This window comes from Vibrio sp. DW001 (assembly GCF_029016285.1).
Lineage (GTDB): Bacteria > Pseudomonadota > Gammaproteobacteria > Enterobacterales > Vibrionaceae > Vibrio.
Genome location: NZ_CP091975.1, coordinates 68,771 through 83,485, shown reverse-complemented (window position 1 = coordinate 83,485; position 14,715 = coordinate 68,771). Strand labels below are relative to the sequence as shown.

At 39.1% G+C, this 14,715-nt stretch carries 15 protein-coding genes; 6 read left to right on the top strand and 9 right to left on the bottom strand.

Annotation, left to right across the window (positions count from 1 at the left end; all coding sequences use genetic code 11):
* Positions 1-7 precede the first annotated feature (7 nt).
* Complete coding sequence (gene yiaK, locus L3V77_RS00380; RefSeq protein WP_275135265.1) at positions 8-1,009, bottom strand: 3-dehydro-L-gulonate 2-dehydrogenase; 1,002 nt, start codon at positions 1,007-1,009, stop codon at positions 8-10.
* 435 nt (positions 1,010-1,444) lie between these two features.
* On the opposite strand from yiaK, the gene L3V77_RS00375 reads away from it, so the two are divergent.
* Positions 1,445-2,041 (top strand): HAD-IA family hydrolase, encoded by a 597-nt coding sequence (locus L3V77_RS00375; RefSeq protein WP_275135264.1) that lies wholly within the window; start codon positions 1,445-1,447, stop codon positions 2,039-2,041.
* 30 nt (positions 2,042-2,071) lie between these two features.
* Positions 2,072-2,548 carry a YhcH/YjgK/YiaL family protein gene (locus L3V77_RS00370; RefSeq protein WP_275135263.1) on the top strand — a complete coding sequence of 159 codons (477 nt, stop codon included), beginning with the start codon at positions 2,072-2,074 and terminating at the stop codon, positions 2,546-2,548.
* 150 nt (positions 2,549-2,698) lie between these two features.
* Here L3V77_RS00370 and L3V77_RS00365 read toward each other — a convergent pair whose 3' ends face one another.
* The 6 genes from L3V77_RS00365 to L3V77_RS00340 form a co-directional block, all read right to left on the bottom strand.
* The gene (locus L3V77_RS00365) at positions 2,699-3,334 is read right to left on the bottom strand and encodes a bifunctional 4-hydroxy-2-oxoglutarate aldolase/2-dehydro-3-deoxy-phosphogluconate aldolase (RefSeq protein WP_275135262.1); all 636 of its coding nucleotides are present in this window, start codon (positions 3,332-3,334) and stop codon (positions 2,699-2,701) included.
* Between the two features lie 7 nt (positions 3,335-3,341).
* Complete coding sequence (locus tag L3V77_RS00360) at positions 3,342-4,661, bottom strand: TRAP transporter large permease subunit (protein ID WP_275135261.1); 1,320 nt, start codon at positions 4,659-4,661, stop codon at positions 3,342-3,344.
* Positions 4,654-5,205, bottom strand: coding sequence for a TRAP transporter small permease (locus tag L3V77_RS00355; protein WP_275135260.1), 552 nt, complete (start codon positions 5,203-5,205; stop codon positions 4,654-4,656). The genes L3V77_RS00360 and L3V77_RS00355 overlap by 8 nt, the downstream gene beginning before the upstream one ends.
* A 69-nt stretch (positions 5,206-5,274) precedes the next feature.
* On the bottom strand, positions 5,275-6,282 hold the full coding sequence (locus L3V77_RS00350; RefSeq protein ID WP_275135259.1) for a TRAP transporter substrate-binding protein: 1,008 nt from the start codon (positions 6,280-6,282) through the stop codon (positions 5,275-5,277).
* A gap of 64 nt (positions 6,283-6,346) precedes the next feature.
* Positions 6,347-7,111 (bottom strand): gluconate 5-dehydrogenase, encoded by a 765-nt coding sequence (gene idnO, locus L3V77_RS00345; protein WP_275135258.1) that lies wholly within the window; start codon positions 7,109-7,111, stop codon positions 6,347-6,349.
* A 1-nt stretch (position 7,112) separates the two neighbouring features.
* A complete protein-coding gene (locus tag L3V77_RS00340) occupies positions 7,113-8,129 on the bottom strand; it encodes an alcohol dehydrogenase catalytic domain-containing protein (protein WP_275135257.1) in 1,017 nt (338 codons plus the stop codon).
* Positions 8,130-8,234: 105 nt separating this feature from the next.
* Here L3V77_RS00340 and L3V77_RS00335 point away from each other — a divergent pair, with 105 nt between their 5' ends.
* From L3V77_RS00335 to L3V77_RS00325, 3 genes are read left to right on the top strand one after another with little or no spacing between them, the layout of a single operon-like run.
* Positions 8,235-8,768: a gluconokinase gene (locus tag L3V77_RS00335; protein WP_275135256.1), complete on the top strand. Its 534-nt coding sequence runs from the start codon at positions 8,235-8,237 to the stop codon at positions 8,766-8,768.
* Complete coding sequence (locus L3V77_RS00330) at positions 8,758-10,509, top strand: dihydroxy-acid dehydratase (RefSeq protein ID WP_275135253.1); 1,752 nt, start codon at positions 8,758-8,760, stop codon at positions 10,507-10,509. Before L3V77_RS00335 ends, L3V77_RS00330 begins: the two co-directional genes overlap by 11 nt.
* 55 nt (positions 10,510-10,564) lie before the next feature.
* Positions 10,565-11,566 (top strand): LacI family DNA-binding transcriptional regulator, encoded by a 1,002-nt coding sequence (locus L3V77_RS00325; protein WP_275135251.1) that lies wholly within the window; start codon positions 10,565-10,567, stop codon positions 11,564-11,566.
* Between the two features lie 209 nt (positions 11,567-11,775).
* Here the strand turns inward: L3V77_RS00325 and L3V77_RS00320 are convergent, their stop codons facing one another.
* The gene (locus L3V77_RS00320) at positions 11,776-12,285 is read right to left on the bottom strand and encodes a YgjV family protein (RefSeq protein WP_275135250.1); all 510 of its coding nucleotides are present in this window, start codon (positions 12,283-12,285) and stop codon (positions 11,776-11,778) included.
* 138 nt (positions 12,286-12,423) lie between these two features.
* On the opposite strand from L3V77_RS00320, the gene L3V77_RS00315 reads away from it, so the two are divergent.
* Positions 12,424-13,323, top strand: a complete 900-nt coding sequence (locus L3V77_RS00315; protein WP_275135249.1) for a LysR family transcriptional regulator — start codon at positions 12,424-12,426, stop codon at positions 13,321-13,323.
* Positions 13,324-13,383: 60 nt separating this feature from the next.
* Here the strand turns inward: L3V77_RS00315 and L3V77_RS00310 are convergent, their stop codons facing one another.
* Positions 13,384-14,643 (bottom strand): adenylosuccinate synthase, encoded by a 1,260-nt coding sequence (locus L3V77_RS00310; RefSeq protein WP_275135248.1) that lies wholly within the window; start codon positions 14,641-14,643, stop codon positions 13,384-13,386.
* Positions 14,644-14,715: the final 72 nt, after the last annotated feature.

Sequence of the window (14,715 nt, the reverse complement as noted above, 5' to 3'; positions counted from 1 at the left end):
TCTTAAATTACAATGACGTAATTTGATTCCAAATCTCATCATGTATTTCTATGCCACCCGCTTGTTCATGCTTATCAATGAAACTTTGAATCTCAGAACCAGCAATCATTACTGAACCCGTTTCTGCAGGCTCAGAAGCTAAGACATAATCTCTAATACGTTTCATCTCTTGAGCATATCGTCCTTTGTCCATGGTTCTACTCAGGTCGATAGCGATCAAAAATTGAGAAACACCAAATTCTCCGCCCATATCTTCCGTTAAAGCAGGAACCGAGTTACCGCCAGTAATAGCCGTCAACATCATATCCAGTACGATTGCCATAGACGACCCTTTCCAGAACCCCATTGGTAGCAAACGCTTATTTTCCCACAAAATATGAGGATCGGTTGTCAATTCACCATTGTCGTCAAAACCACCAACTACAGGTAACTGCTTGTCTGCTAATACATAATTTTGTAACTGACCATACGAATACTGACTCATAGAGCAATCCACAAGAACAGGTGGGTCACCAGCGATAGCCATAATTAATGGGTTTGAACCTACGCGGTGGTCTTTACCACCCCATGCTGGCATTACTGCTATTGAGTTGGTTGAAGCTATACCTGCAAAGCCTTCGCGAGCCATTTTTAGAACATAGGCACCACCACGCATCCAATGGTTAGAATTACGCATTCCGACCATACCAATACCGAACTCACGTGCAAGTTCCATCGCTCTTTCTGAACAAATAAGGCCGTTTAAAACACCCGGTCCAAAATTACAGTCCCACTGCTCTAAAGCACCCATGCTGTTCACACACTCAGGTACTTCATTTAATTTAATTTGGCCTTTATCTACCTGATCTATGAATACAGGAAAACGGTTAATACCGTGAGAGTAAGTACCTTCGTTTGCCATCTCGACAAAACCTGCAGCAAGCTTCGTTGCCATTTCAGGCTTCATATCGCGAGCTAATAAAATTCTTTCATATTCTTCTTGAAGCTTTTCAGTTGTTACCAATGGCATAATTTTTACTCCGATGAATTCCGTAATGCGGAATATATAATGGTTCAAATTCCGAATTTTGTCACTATTGTCGTTGGAGTTTTATGACGAATGACACACTGTAAAACCTAAGTTACTGATTTTTAAACAAACAGCAAAAAAAACCGAAAAACGAGATCTAAGTTGGATATTTAAATGTAAGGTTAAGTTGATTTGATGATTTTTAGACGAGGATCACTGAATAATTCATTTGTTAACAAACTGTAAAATAATTTTCTGGTCAGTATGTTCACGATAACCGCTTAGCTATACATTCTTAAATGAGAATGAATAATTAACGTGAGTCGAAAGGTAGATAGAAGAGAGAAATTGTCTCTTTTCAGAAATATTATGTGGAAAAATGGCGCATAAAAAATGTACACTTCCCGCCATCGCACACGTACTAAAATTATTTATATGAATTTAGACAAATATAAATGCATTATCTTTGACTTAGATGGAACCTTAATTAACTCAATGATAGCGCACGCTGCTGCTTGGGAAAAAACCTGCACAACGTTTGATATCCCTTATGAGAAAGAGTGGTTAAATCAACTCGGGGGGATGCCAACTAGAAAAGTAACGATTGAAATCATTAATCGTTACAATTTGGATCTAAACGCAGATTTGATCACTCAGGATAAAATTTCCAACTTCGAATCTATTGCGTTTAAAGGCGATACTATTCCCGGGGTTTATCAAATACTAAAAGATAATTACCTCACGAAAAAAATTGGAATAGGCACCGGCGCACAACGCAAGCATGCCAAAGAAATCTTGGACACGACGGATATTCTAACCATGGTAGAGATATTAGTTACCTCTGATGAGGTGGTTAACCACAAGCCCTCTCCAGACACTTTTCTCTCCGTCGCTCAACAACTCAACACACCTGCAAATCAGTGTGTTGTCTTTGAAGATACAAAGATAGGCAAACAAGCTGCAATTGCAGCAGGCATGGACTGTTATTTAGTTAATGATGGTAAAATCATAGAGTTTTGCCCGGCTACATAATTAATATTTATCTCATATAAAAGGTTTAATATGCACTGTTCTGACATACATTCATTAGACAACAATAACCTCATTCATCAGTTTATTTCTCGTGCATTAAAGCTCGAATTGTCAAGCCTAGAACTCGGTGTGACCAAAATCGATGAGGACCATTTTTTTGTTGTTAAAGTACACGATAACGATAGGGCATTAGACGACTCACAGATCGAAATACATCGATCATATATTGATGTACATTTGGTTCTCGCAGGACAAGAAACGCTTACCTATGCAATAAAGCCAGCTACGAGTGCTTTTATGGATGGGAAAAAATTTGACAATGACGTGGAATTTGTCGAAAGCGTAAATAACGAACAGTCCGTAACACTTAATGAGGGGGAATTTGTCGTTTTTTATCCAGGAGAATGGCACCGCCCAATGGTGTCTAAGTCAGGGGGACAACCTATAAATAAAGTCGTGATCAAAATAGATTCTTCTCTGTATAACAGCACAAGCAGTCACTCTTAACCTTAAATGAGGGCGCGTGCAAAGATTGTAATGGTCAAGTCCCACTAACCACTACAATTAAGAACAAGAAGTTTGCGAATATCTAAGGCTAAATATTATTATATCTAGCCTTAGATGTAACTACACTATGCCTTCATCCAACCTAGTTCGTTATTCACACTCATTAAGTTGGCCACAAGCATCCTTAATTAACTGATCTAATTTGCCCCAGTCTTTATCTTGGATTAGCTTTCGATCTACAATCCATGAGCCGCCGCATGCAACAACTGCATCTATATCTAAGTAGCTTTGAATGTTATCAGCCGTGATGCCACCTGTTGGCATCACTTTAAGCATATTGTAAGGCCCAAGGAGAGCTTTCAACATAGTCACGCCTCCAGAAGCTTCCGCCGGAAAATATTTGACCAACGATATATTATTGTTTAGTGCTAATTCTATATCCGAAGGGCTATTAACCCCTGGTACTATTGTTATATTTTCTTCACGACAAGTCGCTATAGTTTCTACATTAACGCCAGGAGAAACTATAAAATCAGCCCCTGACTCTTTTGCAGACATCACCTGTTCTTTATTAAGTACAGTACCAGCACCAATAAGTATACCTGGAAAATTATCCTTCAATAATCTTATCGCTTCACCTGCTGCTGATGACCGATAAGTGATTTCAGCAATCGGTAAACCATTATCAACAAGCAACTTACCTATTGGTAATATATCTTCTGCAGAATCTATAACTATTACTGGCACTAATTTTAATGCACTTAATTCATTTATCAATTGTGTCATTTCAACCTCAGAGCAAAACTGTTATAAATTCAGGGAAAATCAATAGTGCAGCCAATACTATTAATTGCATTCCAATAAACGGCCAAACCGATTTAAATATATCTGTTAGTTCAATACCCTCTGGAGCGACACTTTTAAGATAGAATGCTGCTGGTCCAAATGGTGGGCTTAAGAACGAAACTTGCATGTTCACACAGAATAAAACACCAAACCAGATAGGGTCATACCCTAGCGCCGTTATTATTGGTACAAAAATTGGCATAGTTAGCATAGCAACACCAATCCAATCGAGGAACATACCAAGAACAAGTAGAATACCCATCATAATTAGGATGGTATAAATTGGTGGAGCGTCTAAGCTTGCAAATAAGCTTGCAATATATTGATCGCCACCCATCAAATTATAAACACCTATAATCATGGTTGCACCAATACCAACCCATATGATCATACCAACGGTTTTAATCGTATGTTTTAAAGCACTAAAAACAACTTCTTTTGTAAGCTCTTTACGATGCCAAGCAGCGATGGCAACACCCATAACACCGACACAAGCAGATTCAGTAACAGACGCAATACCACCATAAATGCTCCCTAATATCCAACCCGCAATAGCAACAGGGATAGCAATATCGATCAGAATCCGTTTTTTATCTTCCTTGGTAAGACTTAAAATCTCCTCTATATCCATCGCTGGACCATAATGAGGATAGATGTGACAAAGCGCTATTATATAAACCATATATAAAGTAGAAAGCAACAATGCAGCAGGCACAGATGCAAGAAAGAGGTCACCGATTGATACATTCGCTGTCATACCATAGATGATAAGCACAATACTCGGCGGAACCATTGTACCTAAAGCTCCTCCCGAAACTACCGTTCCGATAGCTAAGTTTTTATTGTAGCCTAAGCGCAACATTTGAGGGAGTGCAAGCATTCCCAGTAAAACCGTTTCTCCTCCAATGATGCCTGACATAGACGCTAAAAGAACCGCAACAACCATGCTTTGTACCGCGATACCACCTTTTATCCTTCCGGCGATAACTCGCATTGCATTGTATAAATCCCTAGCAATGCCGGTTTTATCTAACATTGTTGCCATCAAAACAAACATTGGGACAGCAACAAACGTATAAGAAGAAGTAAAATCAGTTACACGAGATGCAACCATCTGCATTAACGCAGTTGTATCAAACCACAGATATGAAAAAGTTAAAGCAACCATCCCTGTCAAGAACCCTAATGGCATCCCAACAAAGAGGAGAAAAATCATAAACAAGAATATGAGTCCGGTACCGCCACCGATTCCGATTACACTAAGCATTATTACTATCCTCAACTAAGGCATTATCAAATAAATTATTATGTGTTTTTATATGACGGTATATATGCAAGACCGATAGAAATAGAATCATAATACATGTTATAAAGAAGAATCCTTTATTTAACGCAGGGAAAGGGGTGTCTAAAACCGAACCCGATGTTTGCATTTTAAACGTTCCAAAAGGTGAAATAAATGCATCCCTAGTCGCACAATAAGAACCGTACGTCAACATCGACATAAATATAAACACCAAAAATTCAACCAAAAGAGCCATATACCATTGAATCTTTTCATTAAACCTTTCACGTATAAATGTCATCGCTATATGCTTGTTTTCTGCAAAACAAGCTACACCTCCATATAGTAATGACAAACTTATTATAAATGTTGTTGTTTCATGAACCCAAAGAGTAGGCGAGTCAAATACATACCTCATGACAACTTCAAAAAAACCAATTAAGACAACGACAAGAAAAAATATTGACACGATCTCACCTATTTTAATATAGAGAGAGTCTACTTTATCGATAAAATTATTTTCCATAATAAACCTATTGATACGATATATAACAGAACCGAACATTCTGTTATATATATTTTATTTTGTTATGACTTACATCATACCTTGAGAATCTAAGTATTTAATTAACGTATCGTAATACATTTTACCTATTGGTGAATCGTCAGCTATTTCTTTCCATATTTCTTTTGCATGAACCCTTACTTTAGCGATTTCTTCTTCACTCCAAGCTACTGGTGTCACGCCTTGTTTAACTGCTTCGCCATACGCAATTCGATCTTCGTAGTGAGCTTGTAGTAATGAATCTAGAGCCATGCCTTTGAAATAAGAAACCATAAACGCTTGATCATTTTCAGACAATGCATCCCACTTCTTAAGGTTCATAATGATATGTACGCTAGGAGAAGAGTGGATACCTGGGTAAATAGGGTATTTAGCAATACCATGAACACCTTGCTTTTGGTTATTGGCAAAAGTTGAGAAATCAGCAGCGTCGATAATACCTTTCTCTAACGCAGTATAGATTTCTGAACCAGGTAGGCCTACTGGTGATGCGCCCATGCGAGCAAACAACTTCTGGATTGGCCCAGATGGTGCTCTCATTTTCACACCTTCGAAGTCTTCAACTTTTTCAAGTTTTATCTTTGATGGCAATGATTCTGCTCCAGTCAAAGATACACCAATAAGTTTAGATCCGTACTTCTGGAAAATCTCATCTACTACTTCAAAACCACCACCAAAGTAATAAAATTTAAGGATATCTTCATCACTGTTCCACGCAGATATCGTATCACCAATTAGTCCAAAACCAGGATCTTCACCAGAGTACATAGCAGAAGTCGCGATAGCACCATCAATGATATTGTTGCGAACACCAGTAAGCATATCTGATGATTTCAGTACAGAGTTTAACGGTAGAAGATCGATCTTTATTCTGCCATTAGTTGTTTTTTCAATGTTATCAGTCCACGCTTTTTGAACCGTATAAACTTGTTCACCGGTAAAGTTTGAACTTTGAAATTTCATATTAATATCCGCAGCTAAAGCCGTGCTAGCGAACAGAACAGTAGATAAAGCAACGACAATTTTATTCATATTCATAAGATACCTTTTGTTATTTAGTTATTTAGTTATTGTATTTAAATCGTTATTTTTTAATAAATGATCAGACTGCCGCTAGCATGCCGCCATCAACAAACAATAAATGTCCATTAACGAAATCGGATGCTTGCGATGATAAAAAGACTGCAGCACCAATTAACTCTTCAGGATTACCCCAGCGATTTGCAGGCGTTCTGTTGCAAAGCCATGCTGAAAATTCTTCATTTTCTACAAGCGGTTTTGTAAGTTCAGTTTTGAAGTAACCCGGAGCAATACCATTAACTTGAATGTTGTGTTTCGCTAACTCAACGCAACCACCACGAGTCAACATTTTCACCGCTCCTTTTGATGCTGCATAAGGGGTGATGGTGTCTCTTCCTAATTCACTTTGCATTGAACCAATATTGATGATTTTGCCTCTATTTCTTGCCACCATATTTTTGCCCACTTCTTGCATCATTAAGAAGACGGCTTTTTGATTCACATTAATGACATCATCCCACTCGTTTTCTGGGAACTCCAAAAACGGGTGTCTACGTTGAATACCTGCATTATTGATAAGAATATCTATTTCACCAAATCGGCTCTCAATTTTTTCAACCCCAGAAGCAATCTCTTGTTTTTTTGTTACATCAAACGCCACTGCATGCGCAGTATGACCTAAGTTCGTTAGTACCTCTGCTGCGTTATCAGCTCTTTCTTGCGTAATATCATTAATGATGATGGTTGCACCATGCTCAGCTAACCCCTGGGCTAGTAAGTTTCCAATACCTTGAGCTGAACCTGTAATTAATGCCGTTTTTCCAGTTAAATCGAATAAATTTTTCATTTTAATCCTTAAATGATATCTGTACTTTCATTGCTTTATTTTTGTCATTAGCTAACTCAATTGCGCCAATAATCTCTTTATAATCAAATGTTTTTGTTAATAGTGGTAATGGGTCAATTAAGCCCTTTTCTAGCCATTCAACAGCGGTAACAAATTCGCTTGTAAAGCGGAACGAACCTGAAAATTTAATTTCTTTCGCTAAGATCTTTGTTAATGGTATCTCTACCATCCCTGGGCGCATTCCTACTTGAACAAAATTCCCGTATGCCTTTGTCACATCGATACAATGATGGATAGCAGGGATAGCACCTGATGCTTCGAATGAAACGTCAAAATATCCTTTGTTTTCAGAATACTGGTTAAGTGCTTCATCGCCAGCATCATAAACAGAACTCGCGCCTATAACGGTTGCTATTTCTCTACAGCGCTCAGACAAATCTGTCGCCACAATTTCACTCGCGCCAGCTGCAGAACACGCCGCTATAATTAGGCAACCAATAGGTCCACAACCTGTAACCAATACTTTTTTTCCAAGTACACCTCCAGATTGATTGACTGCATGTATTGCAACTGCCAGAGGTTCAGCGAACGCCATTACATCATCGCTAATATTCTCATCATACGAAATCAACTGATCGGCGCGAACTTGTACGTACTCAGAAAAACCACCATTAACATGAGGGTTTCTCATCGCACTTCCAAAAAACTCCATATCAACACATTGATTTGATATTCCGTCTAAACAGTATTTGCATTTATTACAAGGCTTACTTGGGTTAATTGCGACGCGTCGACCTGATTCAACTTCAACACCGATGACTTCATGCCCTAATGTCATTGGGTGCAATAATTTAAAATCACCGATACCACCTTCATTGAAATAGTGAATATCAGAACCACAGATTCCACCGCGTGTTACTTTGACCAAAACACCGTCGTTTGAGTCATCTAACATCACTTCGTCAATGCTCAATTTTTTTGGCCCTGAAACTTTAATAGCCTTTGACTTTACTAACATTTTTGCACCTTTTAATTCTAAATCATTTCTGGCAACCGCTTGCCATAGTATTGTTTATTGATATATATTCAACGTGGAAAATATAAAAATGTGAGGTGGAACAATATGAATGAGAAAAAAATTATTTTTGTTATGGGGGTTTCTGGGTCAGGTAAGAGCACTGTAGCAAAAAATATTTCAGCTTTAATATCAAGTAATTACATAGACGCAGATGATCATCACCCTAAAAAAAACGTGGATAAAATGGCCAGTGGAACCCCACTCAATGATCAAGACAGGTTGCCATGGCTCAATTCTCTAAATTTAATGGCAACCGAGTGCATTGAAAACGAGAAGTCCATCACGATTGCATGTTCTTGTTTAAAGCCGGAATATAGGGAGATTCTTCAGAAAAACATATCTAAAGATACTGTTTTCATTTACCTAAAAGGTTCATTGAAAGTCATTCAAGAAAGAATGGAAAAACGAAAAGGCCACTATTTCTCTGGTAATTCGATGCTTATAAGTCAGTTTGAAGCTTTAGTGGAGCCGACCTCACATGAAGATATAAATTTCTTTGAAGTTGATATAGACGAAAACACCATAGAAGAAGTCACTAACCTTTCTATTAGTAAACTGGGATATTGTTATGATGTGTAACTCAAAATTGGATTCAATTACTCAGCAAATTGTTGAGCGAAGCGCTAATACCCGAGCTAACTATCTCGAGAGACTAAAGCTCATTAAAAATGATTCACCTAGCATATCTGAGTTCGAATCAAGCAACGCAGCTCATCTTTTTGCCGGTTTAGACCCTCAACGAAAACTCATTATTCAAAAAAAAGCATCCCGAAATTTAGGTATTATCAGCTCCTACAACGAAATGGTTTCAGCTCATGTTCCATATGGTGAATATCCAAATATAATTAAAGACGTGAGCATTCGTGAAGGTCATTCTGCAGCATTTATTGGTGGAGTCCCAGCTATCTGCGATGGCATTGTTCAAGGGTATTCAGGTATGGAGGCCTCACTAATAAGTAGAGACATCATTGCTATGTCCACTGCCGTTCCTTTAGCTTGTGATGTCTCTGATTGTGCCGTTTTGCTAGGAACGTGTGACAAAATTGTCCCCGGAATGCTCATTGGTGCATTATCTAGAGGGTATTTGCCTGTCGCGTTTCTACCTTCAGGACCTATGAGTACCGGCATAAGTAATTCAGAAAAATCAAAAGCTAGGCAAAAATTTCATGAAGGGACCATTGATAGTGACAGTCTTTTAGACGTTGAATGTAAATGCTACCACGGACATGGTACCTGTACTTTTTTTGGTACCGCCAACACAAATCAAGTCATGCTAGAAGCCATCGGATTACAACTTATCGATACAGGTCTGAGCCCGGTTTGTGGCGACAAACGACAGCTAATATCTCCAGTAGTGAAAAGCCTTCTCAAAGAAGATGCTCCAGCCCTTTATGATGTGGTTACCGAACAATCTATAGTTAACGCATGTGTCGTGTGGTTGGCTACCGGTGGGTCGACTAATCATACTATCCACATGGTCGCTATTGCTAGAGCCGCGGGTATTGATCTTCGTTGGGAAGATATTGACGCACTCTCTGAAATAGTACCTTTATTAGCACGAATCTATCCCAATGGTCAGGCTGATGTAAATGCATTTCATGCCGCAGGTGGTGTATCATCTGTAATGAAGCAACTAATAAAACTAAAACTCCTTCACGAAGAAGCTATTTGCTTCAACGGTCAAACATTAAGTGAACAGCTTGATCGACTAAATCGAGAAATCACAGACAACGAAATAATTGCCGCTTACAATGCGCCTTTTAACCTCTCTGGAGGCATAAAATTACTTAGCGGTAATTTAGGTGAAGGCATTATGAAGGTTTCTTCTGTAGAACAGAGTCGTTTAATAGTGAAGGCACCAGCAAGAGTATTCATTAGCCAACAAGATGTATATAATGCCTATGTAAACGGGAGCTTATGGACTGATGTCGTTGTGGTTGTTAAAAATCAGGGCCGCATGTCAAACGGTATGCCAGAACTGCATAAGCTTATACCCCTTCTGAGTAATATTTATGATAGAGGATATCAAGTTGCACTGGTGACAGATGGCCGCCTATCTGGTGCGTCAGGTAAGATACCTTCCGTTGTTCATGTGACCCCTGAAGCTAAAAGATCAGGTCAAATCGGTCTTATTAAAGATGGCGATTTAATTGAAGTCAATGGCGTTGAAGGCACATTACATTGTTCTGCGCTTTCAGGTTCACAACCTGTAATACCGGACTCATCTGACTGGTCTTCACAAGACATCTTTGACTTGCTTAGGTTGACATCCTCTCATCCGAGCAATGGTTCCATGAGTTATACTGATAAAATCAGTTAAACCTTTTAATACATGCGCCTAATATTTAGGCGCCTCAATGATGGTCAGTCTAAGAATGAAAAAAAGAACAACAATTGCTGATATTGCAAGAGTTCTTAATATCAATAAGTCTACTGTATCTCGGGCTCTTAATAATCCAGATCGGGTTTCCGACGAGCTTCACGCCAGAGTAAAAGAAACGTGCCGAGAGTTACATTACATACCAAACAATGCCGCGAAAACACTCGCATCTGCATCTAGCAAGTCTATCGTATTGTTGGTTTCTAGTTTTACCAACTCTGTTTTTTCAGAGATCATAAGGACGGCAAAAATAGAATGTGAACTATTAGGCTATAACTTGTTAATCGGTGACTCTTCCTATACCCCTATTGGCGAGGAGGCCGTTATTGAGAAATACCTTCAACAGAATGTCGATGGATTCATTTTGACAGAAACTCTGCATTCATCTAAAGCTCAAAACCTTATAAAACAGTCATATATACCTACCATAGAGATTATGGATATAATTGACTCTCCCACATTTGATGCCAACATTGGTGTAGATCAGTACTGCGCAGCAAAAGAAATAACCCATTATCTGATTGAAAAAAAGAACCGAAAAAACATAGCTTTTTGCTCCACGTGGTTAGACCGACGAGCTCAAATGCGAAAAAAAGCATGGGAATCTACCATGCAAAATCATGGACTGGAAAGCCATAGGTTCGTTAATATCAAAGAACATAGCTCTTTTCAAAATGGTTCTAATGGATTAGTAGAAATATTACAAAGATGGCCAGATACAGATGCTATATTTTTTGTAAACGATGATATGGCTGCCGGTGCTATTATGGAGAGTCAGCGTTGTAGTATACATGTAGGGAGAGATCTCGATATTGTTGGATTTAATGACCTTGAATACGCTTCAGTTATCAGCCCTAGACTAACTACAATCCGAGTTCCTAGAGTCGAAATGGCAAAATTAGCGGTAACGTCTTTAATCGATCTAATAGAAGGTCGTCCTTTAGAGCAGACGACTCAAGTGTTGCCGTATAAATTAGTCATAAGAGAAAGCGCATAATTGATTGTATTCTTATTATTTAGGCATTTTTTACAAGCCCTATATCAACAGAGAGCAAATTAGTAGCGTATCCACAAGTTCGCTCTCAAGCCTGATCTGGCCATATCCACTTTAGAGTTTAGTAATATGGTATCGTAGCCAGATTAGGTTTGAGCTAAACCTTTACTTGGAAAGTATCACTCTTTAGCAAGGCATTGTTAAATATATCCCTAAGATGACTCCTGCAATTTACTAATACGATACAACCTAATAATAGTAATGCACAATACCATCGCATTAAAAATATCATTCAATAACCCACCATATGAACCAACAATAAATGCATTTATCATCCACAAAAGAGTGCAGAACAAGAATGCAATCCTCATTCGCATTCCTTCTGCACAAAATAACGCATAACAACTGAGCGAGGAAGCGATGGCAGGGAGTATGTCCCTAGGTTCTGTGTAGAAATAAATACTCATAGATATCTGAATCACAAGAAATATAAAAAATATTTTTACTCCTTTAAACTTCAAGGACACGAACGCTCGAATAGAGTTCACAAACAGATTTAATCCTGCAACAAATGCCCCCATCAAAGTGTAATGCACAGAAAAAGTAATACATGATAAGCATATTAAGGCTCGCATTCGATTGTCGCTTACCGTTGATACAGCGAAGAGGTTGATACCAAATGCTAAAAAGCCGAGTGCTTGGATACTGTATTCATTCAACATATAGCGAAATCCATTCGTTGTTTCGTAAAAGTGAGATCAAGGAGGTAAGTCCAGAGATCCATAGTCCACAAGATAAGTATAAAAATGATCATTCATTACGTATAATGATAAAAATTCCCCTTTTAAGTCCTTAGAAGAATGGATATAGATCAACTTCACGCTTTTTGTCAGCTAGCTCATGATAGAAACTATCGTGTCGCATCAGAACACCTTTGTGTTACGCAATCTGCGCTTACAAAAAAAATTAAGAGATTGGAAAAACAATTAAAAGTTGTATTGTTCGAACGAGGTCGTCACGGTGCAGAACTCACACAAGTCGGGCAAATATTGTTGCCTGAAGCTTGGCGAATGATTAGAAATTTCGAATCGTTTCAAACACTATCTAATTTCGTCGCGGAAGGAACTTATGGGCATTTAGACATCGCTTTTGGTATTTCCACTTACCATGAAGCGCCAAGATATATCGCCATGTTTAAACAACTATGCCCTGATGTGCATGTAACGCTCAACGATATGCCCTCACACAACCAAATCGATGAGTTACTGTTAGGTAATATACAACTTGGCTTTGATAGACTTCCTATCGAATCACCACTGGCTTCATTTCCTTTATTTTCTGATCAATTAGCTATAGCAGTGAATTGTAGTGACATTATTGACGAAGAAAATTTATGGTCTTCACTCCAACAATTGAATTATCTGGGCCTAAGCCGCAGCAAAAATCCGACAATAAACAGACAAATTGACACGTACTTTCTTGAGGTACAACAAAAGCCACATCTAGTGCAAGAAACCGACCATATTCTTACCCTACTTGCTCTGGTTTCAGCCCGCCTTGGATACGCTGTTGTTCCAGCAAGTGCTGCACGTATTAGTCAGGCACAAATCCGATTTATTCCTTTATCAGGGTTAAATGTGAGATGGAATGTAGGACTATTGTGGGACATCGAAAGACCAAATCCTATTAGGGACAAGTTCATCCAAGAGGTTAAAAACAATACAAGTGCATTGGTATTAGGCGGAGTAGACATCAGATAATAAAAAGCCAAGCTGAACGCTTGGCTTTTTTGACTTTTTAGTTCGCGATATAATCTTAGATTAAGCGCGAATAATCATTTGCTCACGCTCTGGTCCTACTGATACCATATTAACAGGCACTTCCATGAGTTCCTCTATGCGCGTAACATAATCTTGCGCAGCTTGAGGTAAACTTTCAAAAGTACGACAATCGGTAATATCTTCACTCCATCCTGTCATATTCTCATATACAGGTGTTAAAGCCGCAGTTTGTGGCCATATTGGGTTCTCGGTATGTTCACCAGCATAAGCAACACATATTTTGAGATCCTTCATACCTGAAAGGCAATCAATTTTGGTTAATGCCACTTCTGTTGCGGCTTGTAGTTCGACACCGTTGCGGGTTGCCACAGCATCAAAATAACCCATATCACGTGGACGACCCGTCACGGCTCCGTACTCATTAGCGCTTTCGCGGAAGTTGTCTTGTTCATCCATCGCCGTGACTAAGGTGCCCGTTCCCACGGATGAGCTAAAGGATTTAGCGACAGCAATAACGCGCTCAGGGTGAAGGGCAGGTAAACCACTGCCAATACCTGCATAGGCTGCGGTTACATTAGATGACGTCGTCCAAGGGTATTCACCATAAACTAAATCACGACCGGCTCCCAATTGAGCTTCAAACAGCAGGTTCGCATCTTGCTTTTGAAGCGCTTTAAGAGGCAGAGTGACATTACAAATAAATGGACGCCAAACTTTGGTTACTTCTAACAACCACGTCGTCATTTCTGCTGCGGTTTGAGTAAAATCACAATCCGGATAGAGCGCCCTGAGCTGGGGCATTTTCCAGTCGAGCATAAATTGAATGCGCTGCTCTAATACTTCAGGTTGGTTTAGCCAACCAACCAAAATACCTTTTTTCATGACGCGATCACCGTAAGCAGGCGCAATACCTTGCCTAGTTGAGCCATAAGCTGCATCGCCCAAACGTTGTTCCTCTAAGGTATCCTCGAGAGCATGCAAGGGTAAACACAATGTTGCACGATCAGAGATACAAAGTTTTACATCAACACCTTTTGCTTTTACTTCTGCAATTTCTTCACTAAGAGCACTAGGGCTTATCACCATTCCGGGACCAAGAACGGCAATACAGTCAGGATTAAATATACCACTTGGTAATTGGTGTAGTTTAAACGTACCGAAGTCATTTACTACCGTGTGACCAGCATTATTCCCACCTTGAAAACGAATGCTTGCAGAAGCATCAGAGGCTAAAAAATCGACGATTCGGCCCTTGCCTTCATCACCCCAATTGGCACCAACAACAACAACAGATGGCATAGTATTTCTCCTAATTGATTAAGAGACTATGCTATTCCTGTCGATACGATAAGAGAAATAAATTATAATTAT

What these genes read in the sequence shown, in the direction of transcription:
- L3V77_RS00310 (WP_275135248.1), bottom strand. Translation starts at nt 14,643, where the DNA reads ATGCCATCTGTTGTTGTTGTTGGTGCCAATTGGGGTGATGAAGGCAAG.
- L3V77_RS00365 (WP_275135262.1), bottom strand. Translation starts at nt 3,334, where the DNA reads ATGACACAATTGATAAATGAATTAAGTGCATTAAAATTAGTGCCAGTA.
- idnO (WP_275135258.1), bottom strand. Translation starts at nt 7,111, where the DNA reads ATGAAAAATTTATTCGATTTAACTGGAAAAACGGCATTAATTACAGGT.
- L3V77_RS00330 (WP_275135253.1), top strand. Translation starts at nt 8,758, where the DNA reads ATGATGTGTAACTCAAAATTGGATTCAATTACTCAGCAAATTGTTGAG.
- L3V77_RS00350 (WP_275135259.1), bottom strand. Translation starts at nt 6,282, where the DNA reads ATGAATATGAATAAAATTGTCGTTGCTTTATCTACTGTTCTGTTCGCT.
- L3V77_RS00325 (WP_275135251.1), top strand. Translation starts at nt 10,565, where the DNA reads ATGAAAAAAAGAACAACAATTGCTGATATTGCAAGAGTTCTTAATATC.
- L3V77_RS00355 (WP_275135260.1), bottom strand. Translation starts at nt 5,205, where the DNA reads ATGGAAAATAATTTTATCGATAAAGTAGACTCTCTCTATATTAAAATA.
- L3V77_RS00375 (WP_275135264.1), top strand. Translation starts at nt 1,445, where the DNA reads ATGAATTTAGACAAATATAAATGCATTATCTTTGACTTAGATGGAACC.
- L3V77_RS00370 (WP_275135263.1), top strand. Translation starts at nt 2,072, where the DNA reads ATGCACTGTTCTGACATACATTCATTAGACAACAATAACCTCATTCAT.
- L3V77_RS00320 (WP_275135250.1), bottom strand. Translation starts at nt 12,285, where the DNA reads ATGTTGAATGAATACAGTATCCAAGCACTCGGCTTTTTAGCATTTGGT.
- yiaK (WP_275135265.1), bottom strand. Translation starts at nt 1,009, where the DNA reads ATGCCATTGGTAACAACTGAAAAGCTTCAAGAAGAATATGAAAGAATT.
- L3V77_RS00335 (WP_275135256.1), top strand. Translation starts at nt 8,235, where the DNA reads ATGAATGAGAAAAAAATTATTTTTGTTATGGGGGTTTCTGGGTCAGGT.
- L3V77_RS00315 (WP_275135249.1), top strand. Translation starts at nt 12,424, where the DNA reads ATGGATATAGATCAACTTCACGCTTTTTGTCAGCTAGCTCATGATAGA.
- L3V77_RS00340 (WP_275135257.1), bottom strand. Translation starts at nt 8,129, where the DNA reads ATGTTAGTAAAGTCAAAGGCTATTAAAGTTTCAGGGCCAAAAAAATTG.
- L3V77_RS00360 (WP_275135261.1), bottom strand. Translation starts at nt 4,661, where the DNA reads ATGCTTAGTGTAATCGGAATCGGTGGCGGTACCGGACTCATATTCTTG.